A 14,964-nucleotide genomic window follows, 5' to 3' on the forward strand; every position below is an offset into this window, starting at 1 on the left:
ATGGACCTGCTGTTAAAAAATAAAGTGATTGTGGTTACCGGCGGCGCTAAGGGTATTGGCGAAGGCATTTGCAGGGCATTAGCCACAGAGGGCGCCATCCCGGTAGTGGTAGGCCGCAATAAAGAAGATAATTTACTGTTGGTGAACAGTATAAAGGCAGCAGGTGGCCAGGCCTTCCAGGTTGTAGCCGAGCTATCAAAACCCGAAGCCTGTAAACAGGCTATAGATGCCGTTTTGGCCGAATTTGGCCGTATAGAAGGCATAGTAAATAACGCCGGTGTAAACGATGGGGTTGGACTGGAAGACGGCGATTATGAGCGATTTATTGCTTCGCTGCATAAAAACCTGGTACATTATTACCTGATTGTGCATTACGCGCTGCCGGCTTTAAAAATATCAAAAGGGGCTATCCTGAATATTTCATCCAAAACTGCCGAGACCGGGCAGGGGCATACATCGGGCTATGCGGCATCAAACGGCGGCCGTAACGCCCTTACCCGCGAATGGGCTGTAGAATTGCTGAAATATGATATCCGTGTAAACGCCATTGTGGTATCAGAATGCTGGACGCCGCAATATGCCACCTGGATAAAAACCCTCCCAAACCCCGAGGAAAAACTAAAAGAGATCACATCACGCATCCCGCTTGAACAACGGATGACCACAGCCGAAGAGATAGCCAATACCACGGCCTTCCTGCTCTCGCAACGATCAAGCCATACTACGGGGCAGATTCTATATGTAGATGGCGGCTACGTGCACCTGGACAGGGCCCTGGCCAATGCCTAACTTTACAGACCGGCAAAAATGAAAAACTGACGAAAATCATTTTTCCTGTTGACTACGCTCATACCCTAACTCATCCGCGTAAGGTAATTTTGGAGCTAAGAAAAACTTGCGGATGAAAGTAGTTGCATATAGTATAAAGCCTTCAGAGAAGGAATACCTGGCGAAGGCCAATCAAAAAAAACACGATATTACCCTGATATCGAATCCGCTGAGTGTGGAAACCGCCGCTTTTGCCGCAGGTAAGGATGCCGTTATTATTAGCCAGCAGGATGACGTATCGGCCCCGGTTATTGAAAAACTGGCCGGGCTTAATATCCGGTTTATTGTTACGCGGTCAAAAGAGTCGGGGCACTTTGATAAAGAGGCTGCCGCTAAATATCATATCAAACTGGCCAATGTACTGTCGGACGAGCCACAGGAGATAGCCGATCAAACCATCAGCAACTTAGATAAGTACCAGCTAAACAAATGTGTTGGCGATTCCTGTGCCTGCGCTAATAACTGCCGTACCATCCCCGCCCCCGAAAACTTAACGAAGTGATTGTATATGAGCCAGCAACTGCAAGGTAAATACAATGTGGCCGCACCGCGCTATACCAGCTACCCAACTGTGCCTTATTGGGATACAGCGGCATTTAACCTTAACGCATGGAAACACAGTATAAAATGGGCGTTTGCCGAATGCAATGAGGCCGGAGGGATAAGTCTGTACATCCATTTACCCTTTTGCGAAAACCTGTGTACTTATTGCGGCTGCAATACCCGCATTACCAAAAATCATAAAGTTGAAGAACCCTATATAGCCGCCGTATTAAAAGAGTGGCAAATGTATCAGCAAATAATGGGCGCTAAACCCATTATCAGGGAAATACACTTAGGCGGGGGCACACCTACCTTTTTTAGCGCTAAAAACCTGGAAGAACTAATTACGGGTTTATTAAAAGATAGTACCGTTCATCCGCATGCCGAATTTAGTTTTGAGGCCCACCCCGCTAATACCACAACCGAGCATTTACAAACGTTATATCATCTGGGTTTCAGGAGGCTAAGTTTGGGTATACAGGACTTTGACCCCCAAGTTCAGCAGATCATTAACCGCTCGCAAAGCTTTGAACAGGTTTTGGAGGTTACAGAGCAGGCGCGCCGGATAGGCTATACCTCAGTCAATTACGACCTGATCTATGGTTTACCGCTGCAAACCATAGCGGGCCTGGCCAATACATTAAGCCTGGTTAAACAGTTAATGCCCGACAGGATAGCATTTTACAGCTATGCGCACGTACCATGGCTTAAACCCGGGCAGCGCAGTTTTACCGAAAAGGATTTGCCCGATGCCCATACCAAAAAAAAACTACAGGAAATAGGCAATGGCTTATTAAGAAGTTATGGTTACGAAGAAATAGGGATGGACCATTTTGCCTTGCCCGGCGATGATTTGCTGCAGGCTAAAAATTCGGAAACCCTGCATCGTAATTTTATGGGTTATACTACTTATAGCACCCAATTGCTGATAGGGCTTGGGGTATCGTCCATTAGCGATGCCTGCTATGCTTACGCGCAGAATACTAAAACTTTAGAGGATTATTTAAAGCGCGTAAACGAAAATGAGCTGCCTGTTTTTAAAGGCCACATCATGACAGGGGAAGACCTGATCATCCGCAAGCATATTTTAAATATCATGTGTAAAGGGCATACCAGCTGGAACCACCATACCGAACCCTGCCCCGCTATATTTGATGGCATCGACCGCCTGCAGCCTTTAGCCGACGACGGCTTAATTGAACTAAACTCATGGGGCGTGACGGTAACCCCCGAAGGCAAACCCTTTTTGCGCAATATCTGTATGGCGCTGGATGCCCGCCTGTATGCTGATAAGCCCACAACCCAATTGTTCAGCATGGCGATATAAGTTAAGAATCACCGAATGTTATTCTGAGTTATCAAATCCCGTGGATGCTAAAGATGCTCATAACGTTAGAAAGATTTGTCATTGCGAGCGATAGCGCGGCAACCTCATAGGACAGGTTCTGCACTTTGTGAGCGTTGTCCGGCTCAATCGCCACCGGGCAGATTGTTACTTTTTCTTGATAAAAAGTAACCAAAAATCAAGACAGCAAAAATGCTTCCTTTGCCGCACGTGGCCTTTACGCTGCAAAACGGGCAGAACCACGGCTACGCTTATTTGCCCCGCTATCGCACCCGCTTGTCCCCGCTTCTGCAAAACGCTGATGCCCTCCTGCCGCCGCAGGCCAGCATGTTCTGCCCGCTTTCACCCGGAAGCTCTTTTGCTGTCGGGAACCCATGAAAAAACACGTCATACGCAGGCCTGCCCACCATGGTTCGACAAGCTCACCATGACACCTCCTGCGCTAAATCTGTCATGGGTAACGAACAGCGGTGGTTAAGGGAACTGATTGAGGAGAGATCTTCTGCTCTGTCAGTTTATGTATGCTCTTTAACTTTGTTTAGATATAAAAAAACCGTTAGCGCGTTTGCAACTAACAGTTTCCATTAAGTTTATAATTTGGGGAAAGGGTATTAATACTAAAAAGCGTATATCAGCATCATACATAAATGTATAATTACACTTAATGCAAACAGGGATAATATGGTACGTATGCCCGAGCCGCCCATCCCGGCTATTACATTAGTGAAAAATAAAGAGAGGGTAATAACTAACAGGTATATAGGGGCGCCAAAATAAAAGGTTAACACTGCCGGCAGGGGAAGGAAAAACACGCCCTGGAAAATTAACGATACCAGGAACCACAAGAGTTTATTTTTAGATTGACTATCGGCGAAAGCCAGCCATTTTTTCCAGATATTAAAATTTGTTTTGCGGGTTTGTGTGTTGCCCCAGTGCGCGGCGGCGTTAATTGTTGTTGCCATGATCTTTTTGTTTTTTTATTGAAACAAAGATGGCCCGTATGGCCCTTTTATACCATGATTGTTGACAAACTGAAACATGATACCGGTCACATATTTTACTTACCGGCCATCCTGTGCCGGTGCCGGTAATAGCGCTTAATATAGATTCGGAGAACATCATACCCTAAGGTGTAAAACAGGATAATTACGGGTATAAGAAAAGCATGAAAACCAATATAGCGAAACAAGTATGCACCAGCTAAGGCGCCCAGCATAAAAAAAACAATAATGGCCGTGCGCAGCTTTATTTTGGCTATCAGGGCACGCTTATCTTCCTGCTTTTTTTGCAGGTATTGGGCCAGTTCAATCCCCAGATCGGTAAAGGTGCCTGTAAGATGTGTGGTACGCACTACCGAGCCGGACACCATGGATACCAGCGAGTTTTGTAAGCCCATGGCAAAAAGCAGGCTTCCGGCAAATAGTTCTTTGGCAATCAGGCTATGATCGTACCGGGAACCCGACAGGGCAACGCTTATCAGGATTACTATTTCAATTAATATAGGGATCACGTACGAGTATTGCTGGTTACGCCCAATGCGTGAAACAATAAGCCCCGAAATAAATGCCCCGGCAAGGAAAAGGAACATCCATAGGGCAACAACCCGTGCTGTTTGCCAATCCTGCAGGGCTATGCGCTCGGCAAACAAAGCCGCGTGCCCGGTAACATTAGTGGTTAATACCGAGAAACCTAAAAACCCGGCGGCGTTTACAAAGCCGGCAGTAATGCCCAGTAACGATGCTAATTTAACATTATGCCCGTAGGTTCTTTTGGTGCCTAAATGTCTTAACATGCTATTAAGGTATTAAATTAATGACAAGTACCTGTTGCTGATTGAGGCTTAGCCGGACTAAGATATGGAATATTTAAGTTGAGCCCCCTTAATACAAACCACAAGCCCAGGCAAACAATTAAGTAAGGCATGGTTTTATTAACCTGCCTGCGCACCGCCGGCCCAATAAATCCCGAACTGACGGTAGCTATCAGCATTAAAGGAAAAGTACCCATGCCAAACCAAAACATGTATTGCGCCGCAGTAATAGGACCATTGGTATTAATAGCGCCTACTAAAGCCAGGTAAACAAATCCGCAGGGCAAAAATCCGTTCAGCAGGCCAATAACCAGGTGCCCGGCATGGTGTTTTAAGGCATAGCTTAACAGGCGGTTAACGGGTAGTAATAGCGGGGATAATGCCTTGCCCCGGTTAAGGCGTAGCTTAAAAATGCGTGAAAACCCGGCCATGATGATTAATAAACCGCTTACCAGGCTTATCCCCTGTTGCAAGCCCGACACCCACAACTGGCGGCCGGCAAAGCCTATCAGCCAACCTAAAAAGGTATAGGATATTACACGGCCAAAATTATATAACAGCTTATCGCCAACAATTAACCACCACTTATTTTGTACAACAGGTACGGCAAAGGCCAGTGGCCCGCACATAGCTATGCAATGGACACTGCCAAACAGGCCAATAAAAAAAGCGATGTTATTAGTGCTCATTGTATATAGATCTCCTGATGATACAGGTAGGCTTTATGATTGCTTTCCCATTCCAGCACCAATTGCCATTGGCCGGTCCGGATAGCGGCAAGAGATATGGTTGCCGTGTCGCTTGCCCCGCTGTTGAATTGGAACTCTTTATCCAACGCCTGGTTTGATGGCCGGATAAAATTAATTTTCCCGGTTACGGGGGCAGTAAACTTCAACAGCAGGGTTTGACCGTTTCGGGTAATAAGGGGTTGGGCATGGTCTATACCTACCTGCCGTTCGCGGTCATAGTCACGGTCAAAACGTAATCCTTTCTCGTAATATTGATGATCGTATTCATCTGCCGGTATCCTGAACATATAAATGCACATGCTGATAATAAACAACATAAAAACAAGCATACCCGCAATTATTCCTTTTCCCCAGTTCATTGTTTTAATCGTTAATTGGTCCTACAAAAGTGGTGCTGACCGTTTGTTTTAGCCGTTTGCCGGCCATCAGCTGCAAGCGAATCTCTGTTTTAGGCGTATGGATATGCGATGCCGGCACCATCACAAAAAACATGGCTTTGGTCATTCCGCCTTTGCTTATTTTAGCGGGCGCCTGTATATATTTAATTTTTACGGCCGGATCATCAGACAGGATGGTGATTTTCTGATCTTCATTTGTTTTATTGATGACTTCGGCATTATATATATTGCTGATATAACCGCCCGGCTGCTCCTGGTAAAGCATGCCAGCGCCGCGCATCACAGTCATATCCATATCGCTGCGACTAAAAATAAAGTAGCATAACACGCTGATCATGACGGTAATGACGGCGGCGTAAGCCTTCATTCTTAAAGTGAACGAAGGTTTTTCCTTCACCCTGATCATGTTTTCCGAATAATACCCGATCAGGTTTTTAGGCCGGTTGATCTTCTCCATCACCTCATCGCACACATCTATGCAGGCGGTGCAGTTTACACATTCAATTTGGGTGCCGTTGCGGATATCTATACCCGTAGGGCAAACCGATACGCACAGGCCGCAATCCACACAATCGCCCTTCAGGTTAAACGGGTCGGCAATTTTTTGCAGTTTCCCCCGCGGTTCACCCCGTACATCGTTATAGGCAACTACCAGTGTATGCTCATCTATCAAAACGCTTTGCAGGCGGCCATACGGGCAAATAACCGTACAAACCAGTTCCCTCACCTGGCTATAGATCAGGTAAAAAACAATAGTAAATACCCAGATGCTGGCAAAACCTATCCAATGTTTGGTAATGGGTTCGGTTATTATTTTAAATAGATTTTCGCTGCCGATAACGTAGGCCAAAAAGGTATTGGCTATTAAAAAGGATACTATGATGAACAGCTTATGCTTGACAACCTTTTTTAAGATCTTGCCCCTGGTCCATGGCCCGGCATCCAGCTTTTTGCGTTTGTTGGCATCGCCCTCTATCCATTCTTCTATCCTGCGGAAAACCATTTCCATAAAAATGGTTTGCGGACAGATCCAGCCGCAAAACATGCGGCCAAAGGCAATGGTGAATAATACAACACAAACCAAAAACACCAGGGAAGCCAGCATGAATAGGAAGATATCCTGTGGCCAAAATACTTGTCCCAGTATCACAAAGTGCCGCTCCATTACATTCAGCAGCAGCAATGGCTGGCCGCCTATCTTGATGAACGGCCCGGCGAAAAAGAATGCCAGGTATACATAACTAAGGACCGACCGCCACTTATAGTAAATACCTTTACGTAAAAGCGGATACATCCATTTTCTTTCCCCTGTTTCCTTCGCCGCCAGTAATCCGCTCATCTGTAAATTTAATTTGAGGCCAGTTTTTTATTATCTTCTGCTTCTTTCACACCCTGAGGCGCTTTGGCATTTGCCGGGTTGGTGCCGTGTAATGATTTAACGTAGTTGGATACATCGGCAATTTGCTTGGGTGAGAGCTGCTTTTCCCATGTAGGCATACCTTTGGCAGCTACACCATATTTAATGGTTTTAAACAGATCGTTTATTTTGTTGCCGTGCAGCCAGTAATCATCAGTTAAATTAGGGCCTACATTTCCCTGGGCGTGGTCGCCATGGCAGGGCGCGCAAGTTTGGGTGTAAATAGCTTTGCCCGCGGCTAATACCCCAGGGTCGGCAACCAGTTTTACTGTGTTTTCGTCTACCCGGTTAGCTGCTTTGCTCAGGTATTCTTTTTTAGCGATATCAGCCTGTACAACTTCGGCCCGGTATTCATCATTCTGTAGCTGGCCTATATCAAACACATGATAAATGAGCATGTAGCAAATGCCAAAAACAATTGTGCCATAAAAAAGCCACATAAACCAGGCCGGGGTTGGGTTATCCAGTTCCTGGATGCCATCGTAATCATGGGCTATCAGGATATCCTTTTCTTCCGACATTGGTTTAAGCGAAAGCAGCTTGATCCAGACATCCTCTTTCTTTACTTTTTTAGCCTTTTTAACCGGCTGCATTTCGGCTATGATCTGTTCATTGGTATAGCCCTGCAGTTTCAGGATAACCTTTGTCATCACTTTAAACGTACGCAGCAATACCAGCAGCACCATCAGGAATAAAAGCATCATACCTAAAATGGCCCCGTAGCCTATGTAGTTCTGTGTTTCAGCGCTCATCAGGCTATCGTTTGCAGCCAATACCGGCTGTGTTGCGATTAAAAGAGCAGGTATTATTATTAACTTCTTCATTTTTACACGCGATTTAATGGTTGAAGATCGTCATCACTATCCCGCAGGGGCAGGCCGCTCATGTGGGCAATGTGGGGTTTTCGCATCCGGAAAAGCAGCAGGCTTACTACAATAAAAAATAAAAGAAATATGCCTAATGAACAAAGCAGGTAAACCTGGTGACCTGATATATTTTCTGTGAATTGTTTAAACATAATGGTAATTATTTGCTGGCAGTTTTATTGGCTTTAATATCGGTTCCCAGGCGTTGCAGGTAGGCGATAATGGCTACTATCTCTTTATCTTTTTTAACTTTAATATGATCTATATAAAGGTTGTCCGCTATCTCCTTAGCCTGTTTGTCCAGGTCGGTGTTAGCTATCTGATCATACCCTTTGGCGTAAGGCACACCTAACGTACGCATAGCCCTTATTTTGGCCGCTGTGGTACTGGTATCCAGTTTTTGGGTCAGCAGCCAATCGTACACAGGCATAATACTGCCCGGCGACATTAGCCGCGGATCCATCAGGTGATTATAGTGCCAGGCATTGCCATATTTGCCGCCCTCGCGCGCCAGATCGGGCCCGGTGCGTTTAGATCCCCACAGGAATGGGTGATCGTACACAAACTCGCCGGCTTTACTGTACTCGCCATAACGCTCTGTTTCCGAACGGAAAGGCCGTACGGTTTGTGAGTGGCAATTAGAGCAGCCTTCGCGGATATAAATATCCCGCCCCTGCAGCTCTAACGGCGTGTATGGCTTCACGCTGGCTATGGTTGGTATGTTTGCTGAGATAGTTAAGGTAGGTACCAATTCAATAAAGCTGCCTATCAGGATAACTACCAGCGCCAAAACCATCAGTTGGATAGGCCTGCGCTCCAGCGTACGGTGCCAGGTTGCTTCCTTAACCACTAAATAGGCCGGTTCTAATGGCATGGCTTGTGCCGCTTCGTTGGCAACCAGGCTGCCCTGGCGCATGGTACGGAAAAGGTTATAGGCCATAGCGATTACCCCCAGTAAGTAGATGCTACCACCTACCGAGCGCATAACGTGCATAGGGATAATACGCAGGGTGGTTTCTAAAAAGTTAGGATATTTCAGCATACCTTCTGCTGTAAATTCTTTCAGCATCAGGCTTTGTGTAAAGCCCGCCCAATACATAGGCACCGCGTAAAATAAAATACCCAGGGTACCCGCCCAAAAGTGGAACGAAGCCAGTTTTTTAGAATATAGTTCGGTTTTATAAATGCGCGGGATAAGCCAGTATAAAATAGCGAAGGTTAAAAACCCGTTCCAGCCTAAAGCGCCTACGTGTACGTGGGCCACAATCCAATCGCTAAAGTGGGCAATAGCGTTAATTTGTTTTAACGATAGCATTGGCCCTTCAAAGGTGGCCATACCATAAGCGGTAAGGCCTACTACCATAAATTTCAGGATCACATCATCGCGCACTTTATCCCAGGCGCCACGCAGGGTTAAACAGGCCGTTGATCATACCGCCCCAGCTTGGCGCGATCAGCATGATAGAAAAAGCAACACCTAACGATTGCGCCCAACCGGGCAGCGTAGTATACAGTAAGTGATGGGGGCCGGCCCAGATATAAATAAATATCAGCGCCCAAAAGTGCAGGATACTTAACTTGTACGAATAGATTGGCCGGTTAGCCATTTTAGGCAGGAAGTAATACATCATACCCAGGTATGGCGTGGTCAGGAAAAACGCTACGGCATTATGCCCGTACCACCATTGCACCAGGGCATCCTGCACGCCCGCGTAAACCATATAGCTTTTAAAGGCAGATACCGGCAGCTGTATCGAGTTAACAATGTGCAGCACCGCTATGGTTACAAACGTGGCTATATAAAACCAAATGGCCACATACAGATGCCGTTCGCGGCGTTTAAATATGGTGCCGAACATATTGATACCAAATACCACCCAAATAATGGTTATGGCAATATCTATGGGCCATTCCAGTTCGGCATATTCATGCGAGGAGGTTAAACCTAACGGCAAAGTAATTACAGCCGAAAGGATGATCAGCTGCCATCCCCAAAAATGGACCTTACTTAGCGCATCGCTAAACATACGGGCTTTAAGCAGCCGTTGCAGGGAATAATAAACGCCCATAAAAATGGCGTTACCCACAAATGCAAAAATTACCGCGTTGGTATGCAGTGGACGGATCCGGCCAAAAGTGGTGTATTGGTTGTGCATATTTGCACCGGGATGATATAACTGAATGGCTGCAATTAAGCCTACAGTCATGCCAATAATGCCCCAAATTACGGTAGCGATACCGAAGTTGCGGACGATCTTGTTGTCATAGTAAAATTTTTCGGGCTGCATAAAATTGTTATTGCTTTTGTGGTGGTAAAAATATCGCGGTAAACCGGGCTACAGAATGATGAGCATTGGGGTAAAAGGTGATGGGTATCACTTTTTGTCTTCTTTGTCAACCTCATCATCCAGCAGGATGCGGATGGACGGGGTATACAGATCGTCATTTTGCCCGCTGCGCTGCGCCCAGAAAAAGGCGCCCAGGAAAATAAGCGCCATTAATACGCTGCACCCTATCAGGAAATAAATAATACTCATAACAACCTCCTTTTTTTAGCCATGAAGTGGGTAGCCAGGCTGGTGAAAGATATAATTGTAGCGGTGCTGAGGGGCATTAATATAGCTGCTGTAAGCGGCGAGAGCATGCCGCTTACGGCATAGCTTAAACCAATGAGGTTATACGTGAGCGATATCAGGAACGAGATATGGATAATGGTTACCGCATCTTTTGAAAACTGTAAAAATTGCGGCAATTTGTAAAACGACCGGCCATCCAGTATGGCATCGCTGCCGGGGGTAAAGTTGTTCACATTATCGGTAACGGCTATGCCCAGGTCGCTTTGTTTTAGCGCGCCCGAATCATTCAGTCCGTCGCCCAGCATCATTACTTTTTTACCATGTTGTTGCTGCGATTTTATAAAATCCAGTTTTTGCTGCGGCGATTGGTTAAAATACATTTGTGAGCTGCTTTTAAAAAAACGCATCAAACTGTACTGATCGTGGTCCTGATCTCCGGAGAGTAAAAACATCTGGTAATCGTTGGCCATTTCAGGGATCTGCTGCATGCCCTCGCGGTATTGATGATCAAAAGCAAAGTACCCGAGGTAATCATCGTTAATGCTTAAATGCACTTTGGTGATATTGCTTTTTTCATAAAATTCTTCAAATAATAACAGGCCGCTGCCTATGCGTAAGTGCTGCCCGCCTATGGTTGCCATGATACCTTTGCCTGCTATTTCGGTATAGCTGGCTACCGGCAACCGTTTGATATTGCCTAAATGCGCGCAGATCATCCGCGACAAAGGATGCGCTGAATTAATACAGGCGCTGTAGATCAATTGCTTTTGCAGGTCGGTTAATTGGCCCTCCAGGGTTACCTGTTTACTATCGTTCATGGTAATGGTGCCTGTTTTATCCATTACAATTATGTTTATGCGGGCCAATTGCTCTACCACGGCCGTGTTCTTTAAATAAAAGAAATTGCGGTCGAACACACTCAGCGCGGCCGACATGGTGAACGGTGTACTTAAAGCCAGGGCGCAAGGGCAGGCCACGATCAGCACAGCGGTGAATGCGGCCAGTCCGCGCTGAAAATCAGACGGTGCCCAAAATACTAAAGAGCCGAAGGCAATGGTTAACAGAACAATTGTAAAGTATTTGCTTACCCGCTCGTTAAAGGTCCGCATCCTGTTGTCTTGTTTGCGGGTGAAGGCCTCATTATTCCATAATTGGGTTAAATAGCTTTGGGATACCGGCTTTACCACCTCCAGTTCAATAGCTTCGCCGGTTTGGCGGCCGCCGGCATAAACAATTTCACCTAATATTTTATGGACGGGGACAGCCTCGCCGGTTACAAAGCTGAAATCAATCAAGGCTTCGCCTTTAAGCAGTATGGCATCGGCCGGGATAATTTCATTATTGCGTACTACCATGCGGTGCCCGGTATGCAATGCTGATAATGGGATTGGTTTTTCTGTTTCATCAACCATCACATGTACCGCTACGGGGAAAAACGACCGGTAATCGCGCTCGAATGAGATATGGTGATAGGTTTTCTGCTGAACAAACTTGCCGATGAGCAGGAAGAATACCAGGCCGCAAAGCGTATCGGCAAAGCCGGCCCCGGTATGGGTAAACACTTCGGCCACGGTACGGATAAATAACACGGCTATACCCAGCGCCAGCGGGAAATCGATATTTAAAACCTTGTTACGCAGGTTTTGCCAGGCCGATACAAAATAGCCCCAGCCGCTGTAAAATACTACAGGTATAGCAAACAGCACATTCAGCCAGCCAAAAAAGTGTTTAAATGATTGCTCAAATGCCGATAAGCCAAAATATTCGGGGAAGCTAAGCAGCATTACGTTGCCAAAACAAAAGCCGGCCACCGCTATTTTTTGCACCAGGTTATCCCTTTTAACCGAGTTTTGTTTTTTTATTACATCCTGTAAACGTATCAATGGCTCGTAACCAATATCAAACAGCAATTCAACCAGGGCTTGTAAACTTAGTTTTTTATGATTGAAGCGGATATTCAGCTGTTTTTTTAAAAAATCAACCCGGCAATAATGTACTGCCGAATTAATTTTGTTCAGCTGCTCCAGCAGCCAAAGGCACGAGCTGCAGTGGATATGCGGGATATAAAAGGTAACCATGCTGATCTGATCATCTGTATAATCAATCAGTTCGCTAATAATGGTTGGGTCGCTTAAATAATCAAAGCGTTTGGATATCCGCGCCCTTGTAGCGCCGGGATGGTCATTATAATTATAATAATTGCATAGCTGGTTTTCGGCTAAAACCTGGTAAACACTTTTACAGCCATGGCAGCAAAATTGCTTGTCATCTATTACATAGGCCGGCGTTAAGCAATCATCGCCGCAATGGTAGCAGGTGGTTTTTTCAAGTAATGTGCGCTCCGTCATGTTTTTGGGGATCGATTTATTCAGTCTCAAAATTGCCGGATTATAAATGCCTAAAGAATGATGAATGATTGTTGGAAATGTGACCAGCATCAGTTTTTGAACCGGGGCGTCTATCTATTTTTGGCGAAATATATGACTGCATGAGCCACACATTTCATATCCCGGTATTAGGATTAGGTTACTCTATAGATACACCTTTAAAAGTTGCCCGTTATGGCATAGCGTCAACCATGTCTATTGTAGACGATGACCTGGTAGAACGCATGCGCGAATATCATACGCTGCAAACCGGCGAGCCTTATAGCCCCATTAATAAAACAGCGCCCGATGGCCGGGCAAACCGTATTACCGCTTACCTTAACCTTGTGCATAAGCTGGTGGGCCGGCAATTTGACGAATTAAGAAAGCAGCCCTTTGAACCAGGTGCCGATATTTGCCGCTATTTTGAACTGCTGCCCGAGCATTCGCAACTAAGGCAAGGGTACGACCTGATGATGGAGTACCCCGATGGCGAGCGGAAAACTATTTTTCAGAATTTACTGCGCCAGATGATGACACCGGGGGCTATGGACGTAAATATTATGGCCAAGGTGGATAAGATGAACTTTAGCGCCGATGGCCAGTACCTGGGTGATGAAAACACGGATGCTTTGTGTGCCCTGCGCGGGTTTGTGAAAAGCGATCTGCAGTCTTCGGTCGTACTGTCGGCCGGCATGAACCCGCGGTTATATAGCTATCTGGAAACGTTTGACGCTTTTTTGCCCGATGAACAAGGCAGCTTTCAAAAGAAGATCATTTTAAAGGTGAGCGATTTCCGTTCGGCATTTATACAGGCTAAGTTTTTGGCAAAAAAGGGTTTATGGGTATCGGAGTTCAGGGTAGAATCGGGTTTGAACTGCGGCGGGCACGCCTTTGCTACCGAAGGCTACTTGCTTGGCCCGATACTGGAAGAGTTTAAGCAAAAGCGGCAGGAAATGCGGGTGGAATTGTCTGAACTTTACCAATCGGCATTGATGGGTAAGGGACTAAGCCTTATGGATGCGCCTGTACAGCGCCTGAGTGTGCAGGGGGGCATAGGTACTGCTGACGAAAACAACTTTCTGTTAGCGCATTATGAGCTGGATGCCACCGGCTGGGGAAGCCCGTTTTTGCTGGTACCCGAAGCAACTAATGTTGATGATGCGACTTTAATGAAATTAACCGGCGCCGTTGAAACCGATTTTTATCTCAGCGGAGCGTCGCCGCTTGGTATTCTATTTAATAATTTTAAAGGCAGCACCATTGAGGAGCAGCGCATGGAACGGTTGGAAAAAGGCCGGCCGGGAAGCCCCTGTACCAAAAAATATTTATGCACTAATACCGAGTTTACCGAGCAGCCTATCTGCACGGCATCCAGCAAGTACCAGATCCTTAAAATAGCACAATTGCAGGACCAGGCTTTATCACCGGCCGAGTATGACCGGCAATATCAAACCATCACCGAAAAAGTATGCCTGTGCGAAGGTTTGTGTTCTTCCGCGTACCTTAAATACCAGATTAGCAAGCCAAAAGAAAATAAAGCGGTTGCCATATGCCCCGGCCCTAACCTGGCCTATTTTAGCCGGATCTATTCGCTGGAAGAAATGGTTAAACACATTTATGGTAAAACAGATCTGCTGGAACAGATCAGCCGGCCGCATGTATTCATTAAAGAGCTTAATCTTTATATTGATTACCTGCATGCCGAACTGCAAAACCAGATTAAAGAGTTTAACGGAAAAAAAACAAAACAACTGGAACGTTTTAAGGCGCAGCTGCAATCGGGCATCAGCTATTATAAAAACCTGCTGAATGAATTACCCGGACTGGCATCTGGCCGTATCCAATCGTTTTATAACGAGTTGGCATTATCAGAAACCAAGTTAGAAACGATGCTTATTGGGGGATAAACGATTATATCCTGTGTTATCATTTCGGCCCGGCCGATAATCTAATCTTCGATTTTACTTTGATGCCATAATTTGGCATTAGCCAATTTGCTTTTAACAAAAACAAGCGTATTTCCTCATCTGTGAGATAACTTGCTAATGCGTTTAAACAGGGTG

13 protein-coding genes and 1 pseudogene are annotated in these 14,964 nt (G+C 45.9%); 4 read left to right on the forward strand and 10 right to left on the reverse strand.

The genetic code is table 11. The features are described from left to right. The 3 genes from AC07M6_RS17515 to hemN all read left to right on the forward strand — a co-directional run bounded on the left by AC07M6_RS17515 (window position 1) and on the right by hemN (window position 2,698). The gene (locus AC07M6_RS17515) at window positions 1-789 is read left to right on the forward strand and encodes an L-fucose dehydrogenase (RefSeq protein ID WP_494891627.1); all 789 of its coding nucleotides are present in this window, start codon (window positions 1-3) and stop codon (window positions 787-789) included. A 112-nt stretch (window positions 790-901) separates the two neighbouring features. Continuing rightward, entirely contained in the window at window positions 902-1,330 is a 429-nt protein-coding gene (locus AC07M6_RS17520) for a lactate dehydrogenase (protein WP_494891629.1), read from the forward strand. Window positions 1,331-1,336: 6 nt separating this feature from the next. Then, the gene (gene hemN, locus AC07M6_RS17525) at window positions 1,337-2,698 is read left to right on the forward strand and encodes an oxygen-independent coproporphyrinogen III oxidase (RefSeq protein ID WP_494891631.1); all 1,362 of its coding nucleotides are present in this window, start codon (window positions 1,337-1,339) and stop codon (window positions 2,696-2,698) included. A gap of 635 nt (window positions 2,699-3,333) precedes the next feature. Here hemN and AC07M6_RS17530 read toward each other — a convergent pair. The 10 genes and pseudogenes from AC07M6_RS17530 to AC07M6_RS17575 form a co-directional block, all read right to left on the reverse strand. Beyond that, window positions 3,334-3,678 carry a hypothetical protein gene (locus AC07M6_RS17530; RefSeq protein WP_494891633.1) on the reverse strand — a complete coding sequence of 115 codons (345 nt, stop codon included), beginning with the start codon at window positions 3,676-3,678 and terminating at the stop codon, window positions 3,334-3,336. A gap of 95 nt (window positions 3,679-3,773) precedes the next feature. Continuing rightward, the gene (locus tag AC07M6_RS17535; RefSeq protein ID WP_494891635.1) at window positions 3,774-4,508 is read right to left on the reverse strand and encodes a YoaK family protein; all 735 of its coding nucleotides are present in this window, start codon (window positions 4,506-4,508) and stop codon (window positions 3,774-3,776) included. A 17-nt stretch (window positions 4,509-4,525) separates the two neighbouring features. Then, window positions 4,526-5,215 (reverse strand): sulfite exporter TauE/SafE family protein, encoded by a 690-nt coding sequence (locus AC07M6_RS17540; RefSeq protein ID WP_494891637.1) that lies wholly within the window; start codon window positions 5,213-5,215, stop codon window positions 4,526-4,528. Continuing rightward, window positions 5,212-5,634 carry a FixH family protein gene (locus AC07M6_RS17545; protein ID WP_494891639.1) on the reverse strand — a complete coding sequence of 141 codons (423 nt, stop codon included), beginning with the start codon at window positions 5,632-5,634 and terminating at the stop codon, window positions 5,212-5,214. The genes AC07M6_RS17540 and AC07M6_RS17545 overlap by 4 nt, the downstream gene beginning before the upstream one ends. 4 nt (window positions 5,635-5,638) lie before the next feature. Continuing rightward, window positions 5,639-7,012 (reverse strand): cytochrome c oxidase accessory protein CcoG, encoded by a 1,374-nt coding sequence (ccoG, locus tag AC07M6_RS17550; protein ID WP_494891641.1) that lies wholly within the window; start codon window positions 7,010-7,012, stop codon window positions 5,639-5,641. An 8-nt stretch (window positions 7,013-7,020) separates the two neighbouring features. Next, window positions 7,021-7,914, reverse strand: a complete 894-nt coding sequence (locus AC07M6_RS17555; protein WP_494891643.1) for a cbb3-type cytochrome c oxidase N-terminal domain-containing protein — start codon at window positions 7,912-7,914, stop codon at window positions 7,021-7,023. A 2-nt stretch (window positions 7,915-7,916) separates the two neighbouring features. Next, the gene (locus tag AC07M6_RS17560; RefSeq protein WP_494891645.1) at window positions 7,917-8,108 is read right to left on the reverse strand and encodes a hypothetical protein; all 192 of its coding nucleotides are present in this window, start codon (window positions 8,106-8,108) and stop codon (window positions 7,917-7,919) included. Between the two features lie 8 nt (window positions 8,109-8,116). Beyond that, window positions 8,117-10,244, reverse strand: a pseudogene (gene ccoN / locus AC07M6_RS17565) (cytochrome-c oxidase, cbb3-type subunit I). Window positions 10,245-10,331: 87 nt separating this feature from the next. Further along, complete coding sequence (gene ccoS, locus AC07M6_RS17570) at window positions 10,332-10,493, reverse strand: cbb3-type cytochrome oxidase assembly protein CcoS (protein WP_494891647.1); 162 nt, start codon at window positions 10,491-10,493, stop codon at window positions 10,332-10,334. Continuing rightward, on the reverse strand, window positions 10,490-12,910 hold the full coding sequence (locus AC07M6_RS17575; RefSeq protein ID WP_494891649.1) for a heavy metal translocating P-type ATPase: 2,421 nt from the start codon (window positions 12,908-12,910) through the stop codon (window positions 10,490-10,492). The genes ccoS and AC07M6_RS17575 overlap by 4 nt, the downstream gene beginning before the upstream one ends. 110 nt (window positions 12,911-13,020) lie before the next feature. On the opposite strand from AC07M6_RS17575, the gene AC07M6_RS17580 reads away from it, so the two are divergent. Then, a complete protein-coding gene (locus AC07M6_RS17580; RefSeq protein WP_494891650.1) occupies window positions 13,021-14,808 on the forward strand; it encodes a hypothetical protein in 1,788 nt (595 codons plus the stop codon). Window positions 14,809-14,964: the final 156 nt, after the last annotated feature.

It is taken from the genome of Mucilaginibacter sp. GW821-FHT07H05, assembly GCF_059418485.1.

What these genes read in the sequence shown, in the direction of transcription:
- AC07M6_RS17535 (WP_494891635.1), bottom strand. Translation starts at nt 4,508, where the DNA reads ATGTTAAGACATTTAGGCACCAAAAGAACCTACGGGCATAATGTTAAA.
- ccoG (WP_494891641.1), bottom strand. Translation starts at nt 7,012, where the DNA reads ATGAGCGGATTACTGGCGGCGAAGGAAACAGGGGAAAGAAAATGGATG.
- AC07M6_RS17515 (WP_494891627.1), top strand. Translation starts at nt 1, where the DNA reads ATGGACCTGCTGTTAAAAAATAAAGTGATTGTGGTTACCGGCGGCGCT.
- AC07M6_RS17580 (WP_494891650.1), top strand. Translation starts at nt 13,021, where the DNA reads ATGAGCCACACATTTCATATCCCGGTATTAGGATTAGGTTACTCTATA.
- AC07M6_RS17545 (WP_494891639.1), bottom strand. Translation starts at nt 5,634, where the DNA reads ATGAACTGGGGAAAAGGAATAATTGCGGGTATGCTTGTTTTTATGTTG.
- AC07M6_RS17555 (WP_494891643.1), bottom strand. Translation starts at nt 7,914, where the DNA reads ATGAAGAAGTTAATAATAATACCTGCTCTTTTAATCGCAACACAGCCG.
- AC07M6_RS17540 (WP_494891637.1), bottom strand. Translation starts at nt 5,215, where the DNA reads ATGAGCACTAATAACATCGCTTTTTTTATTGGCCTGTTTGGCAGTGTC.
- ccoS (WP_494891647.1), bottom strand. Translation starts at nt 10,493, where the DNA reads ATGAGTATTATTTATTTCCTGATAGGGTGCAGCGTATTAATGGCGCTT.
- AC07M6_RS17520 (WP_494891629.1), top strand. Translation starts at nt 902, where the DNA reads ATGAAAGTAGTTGCATATAGTATAAAGCCTTCAGAGAAGGAATACCTG.
- AC07M6_RS17530 (WP_494891633.1), bottom strand. Translation starts at nt 3,678, where the DNA reads ATGGCAACAACAATTAACGCCGCCGCGCACTGGGGCAACACACAAACC.
- hemN (WP_494891631.1), top strand. Translation starts at nt 1,337, where the DNA reads ATGAGCCAGCAACTGCAAGGTAAATACAATGTGGCCGCACCGCGCTAT.
- AC07M6_RS17560 (WP_494891645.1), bottom strand. Translation starts at nt 8,108, where the DNA reads ATGTTTAAACAATTCACAGAAAATATATCAGGTCACCAGGTTTACCTG.